Origin of the sequence: Streptomyces sp. NPDC088097 (assembly GCF_044741845.1) — a bacterium.
Taxonomy (GTDB): Bacteria; Actinomycetota; Actinomycetes; order Streptomycetales; family Streptomycetaceae; genus Streptomyces.
On record NZ_JBIUTJ010000019.1, the window covers coordinates 17,994 to 30,963 of the forward strand.

General features: G+C 70.3%; 13 protein-coding genes. 6 read left to right on the top strand and 7 right to left on the bottom strand.

Features of this window, described 5'->3' with window-relative positions; all coding sequences use genetic code 11:
• Positions 1–92 precede the first annotated feature (92 nt).
• A complete protein-coding gene (locus ACIOD1_RS31920) occupies positions 93–1,133 on the bottom strand; it encodes an alpha/beta hydrolase family protein (protein WP_401906278.1) in 1,041 nt (346 codons plus the stop codon).
• A gap of 121 nt (positions 1,134–1,254) precedes the next feature.
• Between ACIOD1_RS31920 and ACIOD1_RS31925 the strand changes: the two genes are divergently transcribed.
• Entirely contained in the window at positions 1,255–1,890 is a 636-nt protein-coding gene (locus ACIOD1_RS31925) for a GNAT family N-acetyltransferase (RefSeq protein WP_401906280.1), read from the top strand.
• Positions 1,891–1,925: 35 nt separating this feature from the next.
• Positions 1,926–2,789: a PaaX family transcriptional regulator C-terminal domain-containing protein gene (locus ACIOD1_RS31930; protein WP_401906427.1), complete on the top strand. Its 864-nt coding sequence runs from the start codon at positions 1,926–1,928 to the stop codon at positions 2,787–2,789.
• 207 nt (positions 2,790–2,996) lie between these two features.
• Here ACIOD1_RS31930 and ACIOD1_RS31935 read toward each other — a convergent pair whose 3' ends face one another.
• From ACIOD1_RS31935 to ACIOD1_RS31950, 4 genes are all read right to left on the bottom strand, one after another.
• Positions 2,997–4,202: a transglycosylase family protein gene (locus tag ACIOD1_RS31935; RefSeq protein WP_401906282.1), complete on the bottom strand. Its 1,206-nt coding sequence runs from the start codon at positions 4,200–4,202 to the stop codon at positions 2,997–2,999.
• A 96-nt stretch (positions 4,203–4,298) separates the two neighbouring features.
• Positions 4,299–5,840 carry an FG-GAP-like repeat-containing protein gene (locus ACIOD1_RS31940; RefSeq protein WP_401906284.1) on the bottom strand — a complete coding sequence of 514 codons (1,542 nt, stop codon included), beginning with the start codon at positions 5,838–5,840 and terminating at the stop codon, positions 4,299–4,301.
• A gap of 221 nt (positions 5,841–6,061) precedes the next feature.
• Positions 6,062–6,337: a hypothetical protein gene (locus ACIOD1_RS31945; RefSeq protein WP_401906286.1), complete on the bottom strand. Its 276-nt coding sequence runs from the start codon at positions 6,335–6,337 to the stop codon at positions 6,062–6,064.
• Between the two features lie 5 nt (positions 6,338–6,342).
• Positions 6,343–6,594 carry a hypothetical protein gene (locus ACIOD1_RS31950; RefSeq protein ID WP_401906289.1) on the bottom strand — a complete coding sequence of 84 codons (252 nt, stop codon included), beginning with the start codon at positions 6,592–6,594 and terminating at the stop codon, positions 6,343–6,345.
• Positions 6,595–6,900: 306 nt separating this feature from the next.
• Between ACIOD1_RS31950 and ACIOD1_RS31955 the strand changes: the two genes are divergently transcribed.
• Entirely contained in the window at positions 6,901–7,884 is a 984-nt protein-coding gene (locus tag ACIOD1_RS31955) for a LuxR C-terminal-related transcriptional regulator (RefSeq protein ID WP_365627909.1), read from the top strand.
• A 31-nt stretch (positions 7,885–7,915) separates the two neighbouring features.
• Here ACIOD1_RS31955 and ACIOD1_RS31960 read toward each other — a convergent pair whose 3' ends face one another.
• Positions 7,916–8,410: an Lrp/AsnC family transcriptional regulator gene (locus ACIOD1_RS31960; protein ID WP_365627912.1), complete on the bottom strand. Its 495-nt coding sequence runs from the start codon at positions 8,408–8,410 to the stop codon at positions 7,916–7,918.
• Between the two features lie 245 nt (positions 8,411–8,655).
• Between ACIOD1_RS31960 and ACIOD1_RS31965 the strand changes: the two genes are divergently transcribed.
• On the top strand, positions 8,656–9,144 hold the full coding sequence (locus tag ACIOD1_RS31965) for a DUF2000 domain-containing protein (RefSeq protein WP_401906291.1): 489 nt from the start codon (positions 8,656–8,658) through the stop codon (positions 9,142–9,144).
• 97 nt (positions 9,145–9,241) lie between these two features.
• On the opposite strand, the gene pgm is transcribed toward ACIOD1_RS31965, so the two are convergent.
• Positions 9,242–10,882 (bottom strand): phosphoglucomutase (alpha-D-glucose-1,6-bisphosphate-dependent), encoded by a 1,641-nt coding sequence (pgm, locus tag ACIOD1_RS31970; protein ID WP_401906292.1) that lies wholly within the window; start codon positions 10,880–10,882, stop codon positions 9,242–9,244.
• Positions 10,883–11,120: 238 nt separating this feature from the next.
• Between pgm and ACIOD1_RS31975 the strand changes: the two genes are divergently transcribed.
• On the top strand, positions 11,121–12,344 hold the full coding sequence (locus ACIOD1_RS31975) for a cytochrome P450 (RefSeq protein WP_401906294.1): 1,224 nt from the start codon (positions 11,121–11,123) through the stop codon (positions 12,342–12,344).
• Positions 12,345–12,453: 109 nt separating this feature from the next.
• Entirely contained in the window at positions 12,454–12,894 is a 441-nt protein-coding gene (locus ACIOD1_RS31980; RefSeq protein WP_401906297.1) for a hypothetical protein, read from the top strand.
• The last annotated feature ends 76 nt before the right edge of the window (positions 12,895–12,970 follow it).

A 12,970-nucleotide genomic window follows, 5' to 3' on the forward strand; every position in this document is an offset into this window, starting at 1 on the left:
GCGGGGCGACTTGTGCTCGCGCGGCTACCCGCGAGAGGGGCTTTCACCGCGTGCGAACGCACCCGCTTGCACCACGACCCGTTCCGCCCGGATCAGAGTTCCCTGAGGAACTGTCGTTGGTCGTCCAGGAACCCGTCCGCGAAGAGCGAGCGGGGCGAGAGGAGCGCGGTGAGTGTGATCTTGAGGTCCGACCGCTCGATGGACTGCTTGAGCAGTGAATGGGACGCGTCCGGGTAGCGCTTGACCGTCATCGCACCGCCCGTGTCCAGCGCCTCGCGGTAGGTGCGCTCCGTGTCGGCGGTGTCCACGTTGACGTCCTGGCCCGCGAGAGTCAACAGCACCGGTACGCCTCGCAGGGCGTGGAGTTCTCGCGTGGCGTCAGCGGTGTAGTTCTTGGAGATGAAGCCCCAGCGATCGGCGGTCATGCCGTCCGCGTCGCCGCCCATCGCCTTGACGTACGCCTCGAAGGTCGCGTGGCGCTCCAGCAGCCCACGAGTGGTGTCGCTCTTGGCGATCGCCGCGTGGGTACGGGCCGTTGACGCATGGTCGGCGCGCAGCTCGGCGAGGAGGTTGTAGCGACCCTGCCGGAGCCAGTTGATCGCGGGCGAGACGGCGATGACGAAGCTCACGGGCGTCTTGGCGGCGACCTTCGGCAGGACCCAGCCCGCCTGGCTGACGCCCCAGAGCCCGATGCGGTCTCCGTCGATGTCCGGGCGGGCGCGCACCCAGGCGATGGCGGCGGCCGCCTCGTCGGCCCGGTCGTCCATGGATTGGTCGAGCCAGTTCCCGGGTGCGCCGGCAACCCCGGGCTTGTCCCAGGACAGGGAGGCGTAGCCGGCCTCGGCGTTCGCTTCCCACATGGGCTTGTACCCCTCGTCATGGGTGGCATCGACGGGCCCGTCGCCGTGGACGTACACGACCAAGCCGTGCCGCCTGCGGCCGTCCTTGGGGGTGACCAGCACACCGTTCAGGGTGTGGCCACCGTGGCGGATCGAAACCCGCTGCTCGTCCATGTCGTAGGAGTGCTGCCACAGCAGCACGCCGAAGAGCCCGGCGACCACGACCAGGGCCGCGACGAGTGACCACACGACGATGCGGAGTCCGCGTCGACCGGGCCGGAACTGTGGATGCATGGGATCTGACCGCCTCGGTTCGAGTAAGCGTCGCGCCCTGAAACTATCAGAGCAAGGACGATCGTCCGAGAAGTGATAGTTTTCTGTCTCGGGTACTGAGCGAGAGCAGAGGGGGGACGGCATGGGACGGGACGCGACGGACGCCGGTGCGGGACCGGTGACGCTCCGGCGGGGCCTTCCGGCGGGCGCCGAGCGGCGGGCGGCCGAGCTGTACTGGGACGCTTTCGGCCGCAAACTCGGCCCCGCGCTCAACCCGCCGGAGAAGGCAGTGCCCTTCATCGCCGCCCACCTGAACGGCGATCGCGCGGTGTGCGCGTTCCTCGACGGGCAGCTCGTCGGGCTCGCCGGCTATCAGCTCGGCGGGCGTGCCCTCACCGGGGGCTCGGCCTCCGCCGTGCTGCGCGCGTACGGACACGTGCGAGGACTGCACCGACTCCTGCTCCTCGCCCTGTTCGAACGCCACCCGACCCCCGGACAGCTCCTCATGGACGGCATCGCCGTGGACCCGGGCATGCGTGGCCGTGGCGTCGGGAGCCTGCTCATCGAGGAAGTGGCCGCCATCGCGGCGGAGCAGCACTGCCGGGAGATCAGACTCGATGTGATAGACACCAATCCGCGAGCCAGGGCCTTGTACGAGCGGCGCGGCTTCACGGCCGCGGGGACCGAGCGCACGCCCTGGCTGCGCGGACTGCTGGGGTTCGGAGCGGTGACCACCATGCGCCGCGCCGTCGGAACGAGAGGGGCGAAGGAACTGTGAGCGCCGAGACGGACCACGTCGAGGTCCCCACCCGCATGCTCGTCCACGCGCTGATCCGCGAGGACGGCAGTGTCGGCGCGGACGAGCTCTACACCGTCGCCAACACGCTGGGCATGAGCGACCAGCAGGTGCGGTTGTGCGTCAAACGGCTGGTGGCCGAAGGCCGGTTCACCCACGAGGGCCGTGGTCGCAAGGCGGTGCTGCACGCGACCGGGGACACCACGCGCGCCTTGGCCCCCAACGTCGACTTCCTCCGGCACGCGTTCCGGCAAGACGCCGGGCTCGCACCCTGGGACGGCGTCTGGCACCTGGCCGCCTTCGCGGTGCCCGAATCGGCGCGCACGGCCCGTGACGCGCTGCGCGAGACGCTCGTCCACCTCGGGGGCGCACCGCTCCAGGGCGGGCTGTACGTCTGCGCCAACGCCTGGGAACCGTACGTGGAAGAAGCGGCCCGGCGTCTCGGCGCCCTCGACGCGCTCACCCTCCTCACCACGACGGACCTGCGCAGGGGCGACGCCCAAGAGCCTGCCGAACTCGCCCGCCGCCTGTGGTCCTTGCCGGAGATCGCCGACCGCTACCACCGGCTGAGCCGCGTGGCCCGTCCTCGCCTCGCCCGGCTCACCGGCCCTGCCGAACTCTCCCCGTCCGCACTCCTCACCATCGCGGTCGAGCTGGCTGCCGAACTCACCCGCGCCATGGAGCCCGACCCGCTGTTGCCGCCCCAACTCCTCCCCCAGCCCTGGGCCGGCGCCCAGGCCCGGGAACTGATCGCCCGGTGTTGGGCGGCTCTACACGAACGAGAAGGCGCAGAAGCCCGACCTGTCCTCTTCCGCCTCTACGCCGACATCACCCGCGAAGCGGCGGACCGGGCGACGCCGAGCGTGACGGGGGCCCCATAACCGCCGGCCTCCTCCTCTCCCTCCCCTTCGCCGTCCTCGGAACCGGGCTGTACATGTCGGGGACCTCGACGGTCCGCACCGCCGCGTACGCCGCGGACATCGCCCGCCTGAACGCCACCAAGGAGATCTGAGCCTTCGGTCCCCGACAGCCCAAAACGAGCCGGTGCCCCGGGGAGACTGGAGGGTCCTCCCGGGGCAGGGTGTCGGCTACTCGAAGGAGAGGGTGCCCTGACCGGGCTGGCTGAGGTAGTTCTGCCAGCCCGAGGAGAGCGGGACGTTCGCGCCGAAGCTGGTGCCCGAGCCGAGGTGGGTGGCGACGGTGCCGTCGGTGCCCTGGATCACCAGGTCGGCCTTCTTGTCACCGTTGATGTCGGCGTAGTACAGCCGACCCTGACCGGGCTGGCTGAGGTAGTTCTGCCAGCCGGAGGACAGGGGGACGTTCGCGCCGAAGCTGGTGCCCGAGCCGAGGTGGGTGGCGATCGAACCGTCGGTGCCCTGGATCACCAGGTCCGCCTTGCCGTCACCGTTGATGTCCGGGAAGGACAGCCGCCCCTGACCGGCCTGACTCAGGTAGTTCTGCCAACCCGAGGAAAGCGGGACGTTCGCGCCGAAACTGGTCCCCGAACCGAGGTGCGTGGCGATCGAACCGTCAGTGCCCTGGATCACCAAGTCGGCCTTGCCGTCACCGTTGATGTCCGGGAAGGACAGCCGACCCTGACCGGGCTGGCTCAGGTAGTTCTGCCAACCCGAGGAGAGCGGGATGTTGGCGCCGAAACTGGTCCCCGAACCGTTGTTGAGGTGCACACCGATCGTGCCGTCGACACCCTGCACCACCAGGTCCTTCTTGCCGTCACCGTTGATGTCGGCGTAGTACAAGCGCCCCTGACCCGCCCCACCCAGGAAGTTCTGCCAACCCGACGACACCGTCGTGCTCCCACCGAAGCTCGTCCCCGACCCCGGACGCAACCCCACCGACCCGTCCGGACTCAGCACCATCAAGTCCGCCTTGCCATCACCCGTGATGTCCGCACCGATGGAGGCAGGGGGGTACGGGTCGGCATGGTCGCCGGCCAGTCCGGCCGCGGGACCGCAGGTGGGCCAGGCGCCTTCGCCCTGGGAGGCCAGCACCTTCTCGGCGATGAGTATCTGCTGCTGCTTGGTCGCCAGGTCGGCGCGGGCGGCGTAGGCCGTTCCACCGTACGAGTTCCAGGTACCGGAGGTGAACTGCAGTCCGCCGTAGAAGCCGTTGCCGGTGTTGATCGACCAGTTGCCACCGCTCTCACAGCCGGCGACCTTGTCCCAGGTGGTGACGGACGCGGCCTGCGCGGTAACGGAGCCGAGCAGCGGCAGGAGCGCGAGAGGGGCGACGGCCAGGGCGAGGACGGCCTTGCGGACACCGGGGGTTGTTGACACAGGAGTTCTTCCCATCAGGGTGCGGAGGGTGAGTGGGCGGGGCTGGACGAGGCGGCGCCCCGGGGGACTCGACGGTCCCCCGGGGCAGGGTGTCGGCTACTCGAAGGAGAGGGTGCCCTGACCGGGCTGGCTGAGGTAGTTCTGCCAGCCCGAGGAGAGCGGGACGTTCGCGCCGAAGCTGGTGCCCGAGCCGAGGTGGGTGGCGACGGTGCCGTCGGTGCCCTGGATCACCAGGTCGGCCTTCTTGTCACCGTTGATGTCGGCGTAGTACAGCCGACCCTGACCGGGCTGGCTGAGGTAGTTCTGCCAGCCGGAGGACAGGGGGACGTTCGCGCCGAAGCTGGTGCCCGAGCCGAGGTGGGTGGCGATCGAACCGTCGGTGCCCTGGATCACCAGGTCCGCCTTGCCGTCACCGTTGATGTCCGGGAAGGACAGCCGACCTTGGCCGGCCTGACTCAGGTAGTTCTGCCAACCCGAGGAGAGCGGGACGTTCGCGCCGAAACTGGTCCCCGAACCGAGGTGCGTGGCGATCGAACCGTCAGTGCCCTGGATCACCAAGTCGGCCTTGCCGTCACCGTTGATGTCCGGGAAGGACAGCCGACCCTGACCGGGCTGGCTCAGGTAGTTCTGCCAACCCGACGACAGGGGGATGTTGGCGCCGAAACTGGTCCCCGAACCGTTGTTGAGGTGCACACCGATCGTGCCGTCGACACCCTGCACCACCAGGTCCTTCTTGCCGTCACCGTTGATGTCGGCGTAGTACAAGCGCCCCTGCCCGGCCCCACCCAGGAAGTTCTGCCAACCCGACGACACCGTCGTGCTCCCACCGAAGCTCGTCCCCGACCCCGGACGCAACCCCACCGACCCGTCCGGACTCAGCACCATCAAGTCCGCCTTGCCATCACCCGTGATGTCCGCACCGGTGTCGGTTCCGGTGTCCTGGATGTTGTCGTAGCGACGGGGGCTGAAGGTGCCGTGGCCGCTGTAGTACGGGTAGGGGATGCTGTGGCGGACGGCACCGCTACTGCCGGACTCCTCCAGAGCGTCGTACGTGGAGTGGTCGGAGCTGGTCCACCCGTTGAAGATGACGACGTGGCCGTCGGCGCCCGAGTCGGGGTTGAGGAGGACATCGCCCGGCTTGAGGGACTCCTTGGCGATCGAGGAGGTGTAGTTCAGCAACGTGCCGGTGGTCTCACCCCAGTTGTTGCCGCCGGAGGCTGCCAGGTGCCAGGCCATGGAGACGAAGCCGGAACAGTCCGTGCGGTAGCTGCCGTTGGAGTCCGTGCGGTAGGTGTTCCAGTTGTACGGCACCCCGGCGTCGACCCACGACTGGGCCCGGCTTATGACCTCCGCCCGGCTGATGCTGCCGCCCACCGAGGAGCTCGCGGTCAGGGCGAAGGCGCCGAAGGGTGCGGAGGCGGCGGCCTTCCCCGATCTGGCGGCGGCGGCCAGCTGCGCCGCGGAGGCGGTGGTGGGGTTGGGCACGGTCGGAGTGAAGGCGGTCAGGAAACCCTGCGTGGCCGGGCTGGACACCGCGGCGTTCGGCCTGGGGGTGTCGGCGACAGCCTGGCCGAGCGTCGGCACGGTGACCGCACCGACGACCGCGATGGACAGGGCGAGACGAGTGACCATGTACATGTCAGAATCCTGATGGTGTGAGAGCGAGGAGGGCCCTGCGGATGCGCCAGGCCCAAAGGGACGGAACTGCGAAGGATGTGCGGGGATCGCTGTCCTGCAGGTGCAGCGATCCGAACGGTCGGCACGACCGGGAAGGGGGGGTCCACCCCGCATGAGAGTGGTGTTGCGGGCGGCTCCGGACACGGGACTCGGGTCGGGACTTCAACACCGCCGGGCGAGCGTCAGCCGAAAGTGCGGCCGATGACATAGCCGAGGCCGCTGATCGGCGTGACCGCGCCGGACAGGAGGCTGCGAGCTCGGGCCGTCGCGATGGCTTCGGTTTCGGCACGGACGAACAGGACGAGTTCGATGCCGTGCGGTGCGGCGCGGACGCGGATGTGTTCCACAGCGTGTTCCGGGCCGGCGTGGGCCCAGAGGAGGTCCTGCATCAGGTGGGCGTCGTCGCGGGTGCCCGCGCCGCCGGCCTCACTGAAGAGACGGGTGTGGACCAGTCGCAAGGGCCTCAGTCCCAACCGATGCCGTCGTCGAAGGAGGCGCCCTGGACGGTGACGGTCGGGGCTCCGGCGTCGTCCCACCCGATGCCGCCGAGCGGTCCGCTGCTCGCGGACACGGCGGATGCCGGCTTGCCGTCCCAGCCGATTCCCGTCGCCCCGGTGGTGACCGCCCCGTTCAGTGCCACGGATGCGGCGAGTCCGGACAGCGTCAGCGCGACGGCGGTAGCGGTGACAGCGGGCAGGCGAGTGGTCCAAGACATGGCGGTCCCCCGGGATGGCTGTGCGGCGATTGAGTCACGTACGGAACGTTGCGGTTCAGCGTCCCTGCGACCGGTCGGCCGGCGGGGGTGTGTTCCCCGCCGCCCTTCCGGTGAGCACCATCCTGTTCGACCGCTCCACCGCACGGAAGGCAATCAGCCTGGCAGCAATGGGGCTGGCCGGATGGTGCCAAGTCTCCTTGTGGCAAAGGAGTTTCGTCCGCGCTTGCGGTTCACTTCCGCGCCTTGAGAAGATCACGCGACAGACGGCACCCTTGGTCTGTTCGATACAGCTGGGGGGCTGAACGCATGCTGGAGTTCTTGGGGTTGGACAGTCGCACAGAGGCGGTCTACCGGGAGATGGTCGCCGCCCCCGTGGGTGGAGTCGCCGAACTGTGCGACGCGCTCGGCCTCTCGGAGAACGAGGTCAGGGCATGCCTGGACCAGCTCGCCGATCTACAGCTCTTGCGATCCTCGCGCGACGACCCGGGCGCGCTGCGAGCGGTCAGTCCGGAACGCGGACTGGAACTGATCCTGCGCCGACAGGAGGACGAACTCCTGCGCCGCCAACAGGAGTTGATACTCGGCAAGGTGGCCGCGGCGCGGGCCGTGACCGAGTACGCCCGCGCCCACCCCTCCCCCGGCAGCCTTACGGAACGCCTGGACGGGCTCGACGCCATCCAGGCCAAGCTCGAAGTACTCGCGGAGTCGCTCACGCGGGAGTGCCTGTCCGTCATGCCCGGTGCGGCGCAGTCCCAGTCAAGCCTCGACGCGTCGCGCCCGCTGGACCAAGAGGCGATGGAACGCGGCGTGACCATGCTGACCCTCTACCAGGACAGTGCGAGGAACGACCCCGCGACGTACGCGTACGCCCGGTGGATGACGGAGCAGGGCGGCATGGTCCGCACGTGTCCCGTACTGCCGCCCCGTTTGCTCGTCTTCGACCGCGAGGTCGCGATCGTGCCCATCGACCCCACGAACAGCCGACTGGGTGCGCTGTGCACCCGGGAGCCCGGCATCGTGGCGTCCCTGATCGCCCTCTTCGAACAGACCTGGCACACCGCCGTCCCGCTCGGCACCAGTCAGCCGCAGGACACCCGGAGCGGGCTCACTCCCGGCGAGAAGGAACTGCTGAGGCTCCTCTCGACCGGAATGACCGACGAGAACGCCGGCCGGCACCTGGGCATCTCCATGCGTACCGTCCGCAGACAGATGGCCGCGCTCATGGAACGCCTCAACGCCTCCAGCCGCTTCGAAGCGGGACTGAAGGCCGCGCAGCACGGCTGGCTCTAGGGGTGTTGCGGGCCGTCTCCGGACCAGCCGGTCAGCGGGCTCTGCGTGAGGGGCGGGGGCGGTCCGGGTGGGTTGGCTCGATGTAGCGGGACTGGACGTGCTCGTAGACCATCGTGGTCTGCACGTCGGCGACTTCGCGGCGCTCGGTGAGGCGGTCGATGACGAAGGCGTACACGCCCTCCACGTCGGGGACGGCCACGTGGATGAGGAAGTCGTGAGCCCCCGAGGTGACGAACAGGCCGATCACCTCCGGCAGCCGTGCCGCCCATTCCCGGAACCCCTCGATGACGGGGCGGGCCGGAGGCCGGATGCGTACCGAGATGAGTGCCTGGACCGGCCGACCGACCGTGTCCAGGTCCAGGGCGGCGTGGTAGCCGGTGATCACGCCGCGCTCGCGCAGCAGCCGTACCCGCTCCAGCGATGTGGAGGGTGACACCCCGGTCTTGGCCGCGAGGTCCCGATTGGTCTGGCGTGCATCGTTCTGCAGCTCCCGCAACAGGGCCCGGTCCAGCGCATCAAGTTCCATGAAATCGACTTTATGGCGTACGAAGTGCGGACGCCGACGGCATCGCTCGGAGTTTTGCCTAGTCTCGTGAGCCATGGACACACGAACGAACAGCCCGCCGTCCGGCACGGGGCTCGTGCTCGGCGGCCTCGGGGGCCGGGCCTCCGGGCCTCTCGTAGCCGGCGAACGAAGTTCGGGCCGGACGTCGTAGCTCCGCACACCTGCCTAGGCCTTCGCCACTTGACCGAACAAGCAAAGAGGATGACATGTCTGCAGTGAACGCTCCCGAGGCGACAGCGGTCGGCTTCGCGCCCGAGGAGAGGGACTACTCCCTGTCCACCCGCCAGGCCCGGCTGAAGTGGGTCGTGGTCGTCAACTCCGACCTTCCGCCCGGCCGGGCCGCCAACGCCGCCATCTGTGCCGCCGCCCCCACGGCGACCGCGGTTCCCGGTCTGCTGGGCGACGGCGCGGCCGACGGGGCGGGCGCCGTGCACCCGGGCCTGCCCTGGGCGGGCTGCTCGGTGCTCGTCGCCGACTCCGCGACACTGCGCACCATCCGGGCGAAGGCGACCTCCCGTCCGGACGTCTTCGTGGCCGATGTGCCCACCGCGGCCCAGAGCACCCGCGTCTACAGCGACTTCATGGCCGCCGTGGGCGAGACCCGGACCGAGGACATGGACTACTGCGCGATCAGCATCGTCGGTCCGCGCAACCCGGTCGACAAGATCGTCGGCAAGCTCCCCCTCATGCCCTGAACCCCTCATGCCCTGAACCGGGCACGCGCGGGCGGGGGAACCGCGTGAGGAGCACGGCCGGGGAAGCCGGGGCCCGGCTCCCCCGGCCGCCACCGGGTCAGGCGGAGAGCGCCGTCGAGACCACGGACCGTGCCGCTTCCTGGACCTCGGCGAGGTGCTCGGGGCCGTCGAACGACTCCGCGTAGATCTTGTACACGTCCTCGGTGCCCGAGGGGCGCGCCGCGAACCAGGCGCGGTCGGTACTCACCTTGATCCCGCCGAACGCCGCGCCGTTGCCCGGGGCGCTCGTCAGTACGCCGGTGACCGGGTCTCCGGCCAGGGTGTCCGCGGTGACCTGGTCCGGGGAGAGCCGGCTCAGCACGGCCTTCTCCTCCCGGGTGGCCGGTGCGTCGATGCGCGCGTAGGCGGGCTCGCCGAACCGGGCGGTGAGCGCGGCGTACCGCTCGGAGGGGCTCTGTTCCGTCACCGCCAGGATCTCCGAGGCGAGCAGGGCGAGCAGGATGCCGTCCTTGTCGGTCGTCCACACCGAGCCGTCGCGGCGCAGGAAGGAGGCGCCGGCGGACTCCTCGCCGCCGAACCCAAGGGTGCCGTCGGCCAGTCCGTCCACGAACCACTTGAAGCCGACGGGTACTTCGACCAGTTCGCGGCCGAGGTCGGCGGCCACCCGGTCGATCATCCGCGAGGACACGAGCGTCTTGCCGATGCCCGCGGCGTCCGGCCAGCCCTCGCGGTGGCGGTAGAGGTAGTCGATCGCGGTGGCGAGGTAGTGGTTGGGGTTCATCAGCCCGCCGTCCGGGGTGACGATGCCGTGCCGGTCGGCGTCCGCGTCGTTGCCGGTCGTGAGGTCGAAGCGGTCCCTGCCCTCGATCAGCGAGGCCATCGCGTACGGGGAGGAGCAGTCCATCCGGATCTTGCCGTCCCAGTCCAGCGTCATGAAGCGCCAGGTGGGGTCGGTTTCCGGATTGACGACGGTCAGGTCCAGGCGGTGTTCCTCGGCGATGCGCCCCCAGTAGGCCACGGAGGCGCCACCCAGCGGATCGGCGCCGATGCGCACGCCCGCCGCTCGGACGGCGTCCAGGTCCAGTACGGAGGGGAGGTCGCGGACGTAGGTGCCGAGGAAGTCGTACCCACCGGTGGTGGCGGCCGCGAGGGCCCGCGCGTAGGGCACCCTCCGCACCTCCTTCGAGCCGCCGGTGATGATCTCGTTGGCGCGGTCCTGGATCCAGCCGGTCGCCTCGGACCCGGCGGGTCCGCCATGGGGCGGGTTGTACTTGAACCCGCCGTCGCCGGGCGGGTTGTGCGAGGGGGTGACGACCACCCCGTCCGCCAGGGCCGCGGTGCGGCCGCGGTTGTGGGTCAGGATGGCGTGGGAGACCGCGGGGGTGGGGGTGTACCCGTCGGCGGTGTCGACGAGGACGCTCACGCCGTTGGCGGCGAAGACCTCCAGGGCCGTGACCCGGGCGGGTTCGGACAGCGCGTGCGTGTCGACGCCGAGGAACAGCGGCCCGTCCACGCCCTGGCGGGCCCGGTACTCGCAGATGGCCTGGCTCGTCGCGGCGATGTGGTCCTCGTTGAAGGCCGTGTCGAGGGACGAACCCCGGTGGCCCGAGGTGCCGAAACTGACGCGCTGGGCCGGATCGGCGGGGTCCGGGTGCAGGGCGTAGTACGCGGTCACCAGGCGGGACACGTCGATGAGGTCCCCGGCTCGCGCCTGCTGCCCCGCTCGCTCATTCGGCATCCGTTCGCTCCTCCGTACTGGTCGGGACCCCGACGGGGCCCACCGCTCCATGATCGTGCGGGCGGCGCCCGCGACCGGGCCCGACGCCCCGACCGCCACGACCCGCCCTCCACACGCTCTACCCGGTGGGGGCCGCTCCTACCAACCCGGGACGTCTCGAAAGGCGCGTACGTCGTCCGACCGTTCGGGCGGCGGAAGCGACGTGCATCCCCGGGTGGCGCCCGGGTATCCGCGCGGCATGCCTTCCTTCAGTGACAGTACGGTCGGGCTCCTGACCAGCGGTTACGCCTGGCTGCCCAACCGGATGCGCGTGACGTCGGACATCGCGTTCAGGACCCGGCTGCTGGGGCGGCCGACCATCGCCCTGCGCGGCCCGGAGGCTGTCGGGTTCTTCTACGACGAGCGCCACGTCCTACGGACGGCGGCGCTGCCCGATCCGGTCCTCGACACCCTGTTCGGGCAGGGCGCCGTAGACGCCGTCGCCGGCGGTGCGCACCGGGTCCGCGAGGAGCTGTTCTTCGCCCTCCTCAAGGACCAGACGGGCATCGCGGCGTTCGGTGGCCATGTCACCTGGCGGTGGCGCGAGGCGGTCGCCGGCTGGGAGCGAGGCCGGGTGGTCCTCTTCGACGAGGCCGCCACGGTTCTCGCCCGGGCCGTCTGTGACTGGGCCGGTCTCCCACTCTCCGAAGCCGGGACCGCCGCGCTGGCACGTGACTGCACGGCCATGGTCGACGGGTTCGCCTCCCCGGGCCTCAGGCACCTGCGCGCCCGCCGGGCCCGCGACCGTCAGGAGAAGGTTCTCGCCGCCCTGATCGTCAACGTGCGCGACGGGCCTGAGGTCGACGCCAAGAAGTCGGCCTTGGAGGCGGTGGCGTGGCACCGTGGCGCGGACGGCGCCCTCCTGGCCCCGCGCATGGCCGCGGCGGAACTGCTGAACGTCATCCGGCCGACGGTCGCCATCGCCTGGTTCGCGGTCTTCGCCGCCCACGCCCTGTACCGCCGGCCGCACCACCGGGACCGTCTGAACTCCGACACCGAGGGCGCGTACGCCGAGGCGTTCGCCCACGAGGTACGGCGCTTCTATCCCTTCACCCCGTTCGTCGGCGGCCTCGCCGCCCGCGACCTGACCTGGCGGGGCAAGGAGATACGGAAGGGCAGCCTGATCCTGCTCGACATCTACGGTCAGAACCACGATCCGGGTCTGTGGGATCACCCGTACCGCTTCGACCCGCACCGGTTCATCAGCGCCAACGTCTCGCTCGACCACCTGATCCACCAAGGTGGCGGCGACCCGGCCGGCAGCCACCGGTGGCCCGCCGAAGTCATCACCGTGACGGCCCTCGCGGCCTTCGCCGCGGAACTCGCACGGCTCGACTACGAGGTGCCCGACCAAGACCTGACCATCCCCTTGTCCCGCATGCCGACCGCTCCCCGCAGCGGCTTCGTCCTGAACCTGCCGTGAGGCCGTGAGGGTCGGCCGGGAGCCGTGCGGCGGCCCTGACGAGGTGGCGTCCACCCGTTGCCGCGGCCCTGATGCGTGAGGTGACGTCCGGGCAGGCTAGTTTGCTCGGATGAGTCTTCTTGATGATGTGGCCGAGCGCGACGGCTGGCGGTGCTGGGTGTGCGACGAACCGGTCGACCCCGACAAGTCCGTGAACGACGCGCAGGGGCCCAGCGTGGACAGCCGGACCGCCGAGCGGAAGACCAAGGTCGCCGAGCGGCTCGCGCACCGCGGGTGCAACAGCCGCAAGGGCGCGGTCAAGGTGGTCATCGCCTGGCCCGACCGCCTGTACGTGGTCGAACCCGCGCCGCTAATCGCCGTTGCCGCGAGGCTGGAGCGCAAGGGGGGCCGCGAGATGGTGGGCCGTTGTCCGAGCAAGCGGGACGCCCAGGAAGCGGCGGATTGGCTGGTGGACCGGTTCTCCCGACTGGTGCCGGGGCTGCCGGTGACCGCCGACGTCGAGCCGGGCGGCGGCCAGTTCCTCGTCATCCTGGCGACCGGCCGCCGCTGAGCGGAATCCACCGGCGCACGCGCGCGCCGAGCTGACGGTCGGCGCACGTCGAGCTGAACGGTCGGCGCGCGTCGGC

What these genes read in the sequence shown, in the direction of transcription:
- ACIOD1_RS31920 (WP_401906278.1), bottom strand. Translation starts at nt 1,133, where the DNA reads ATGCATCCACAGTTCCGGCCCGGTCGACGCGGACTCCGCATCGTCGTG.
- ACIOD1_RS31925 (WP_401906280.1), top strand. Translation starts at nt 1,255, where the DNA reads ATGGGACGGGACGCGACGGACGCCGGTGCGGGACCGGTGACGCTCCGG.
- ACIOD1_RS31930 (WP_401906427.1), top strand. Translation starts at nt 1,926, where the DNA reads ATGCTCGTCCACGCGCTGATCCGCGAGGACGGCAGTGTCGGCGCGGAC.
- ACIOD1_RS31940 (WP_401906284.1), bottom strand. Translation starts at nt 5,840, where the DNA reads ATGTACATGGTCACTCGTCTCGCCCTGTCCATCGCGGTCGTCGGTGCG.
- ACIOD1_RS31950 (WP_401906289.1), bottom strand. Translation starts at nt 6,594, where the DNA reads ATGTCTTGGACCACTCGCCTGCCCGCTGTCACCGCTACCGCCGTCGCG.
- ACIOD1_RS31955 (WP_365627909.1), top strand. Translation starts at nt 6,901, where the DNA reads ATGCTGGAGTTCTTGGGGTTGGACAGTCGCACAGAGGCGGTCTACCGG.
- ACIOD1_RS31960 (WP_365627912.1), bottom strand. Translation starts at nt 8,410, where the DNA reads ATGGAACTTGATGCGCTGGACCGGGCCCTGTTGCGGGAGCTGCAGAAC.
- ACIOD1_RS31965 (WP_401906291.1), top strand. Translation starts at nt 8,656, where the DNA reads ATGTCTGCAGTGAACGCTCCCGAGGCGACAGCGGTCGGCTTCGCGCCC.
- pgm (WP_401906292.1), bottom strand. Translation starts at nt 10,882, where the DNA reads ATGCCGAATGAGCGAGCGGGGCAGCAGGCGCGAGCCGGGGACCTCATC.
- ACIOD1_RS31975 (WP_401906294.1), top strand. Translation starts at nt 11,121, where the DNA reads ATGCCTTCCTTCAGTGACAGTACGGTCGGGCTCCTGACCAGCGGTTAC.
- ACIOD1_RS31980 (WP_401906297.1), top strand. Translation starts at nt 12,454, where the DNA reads ATGAGTCTTCTTGATGATGTGGCCGAGCGCGACGGCTGGCGGTGCTGG.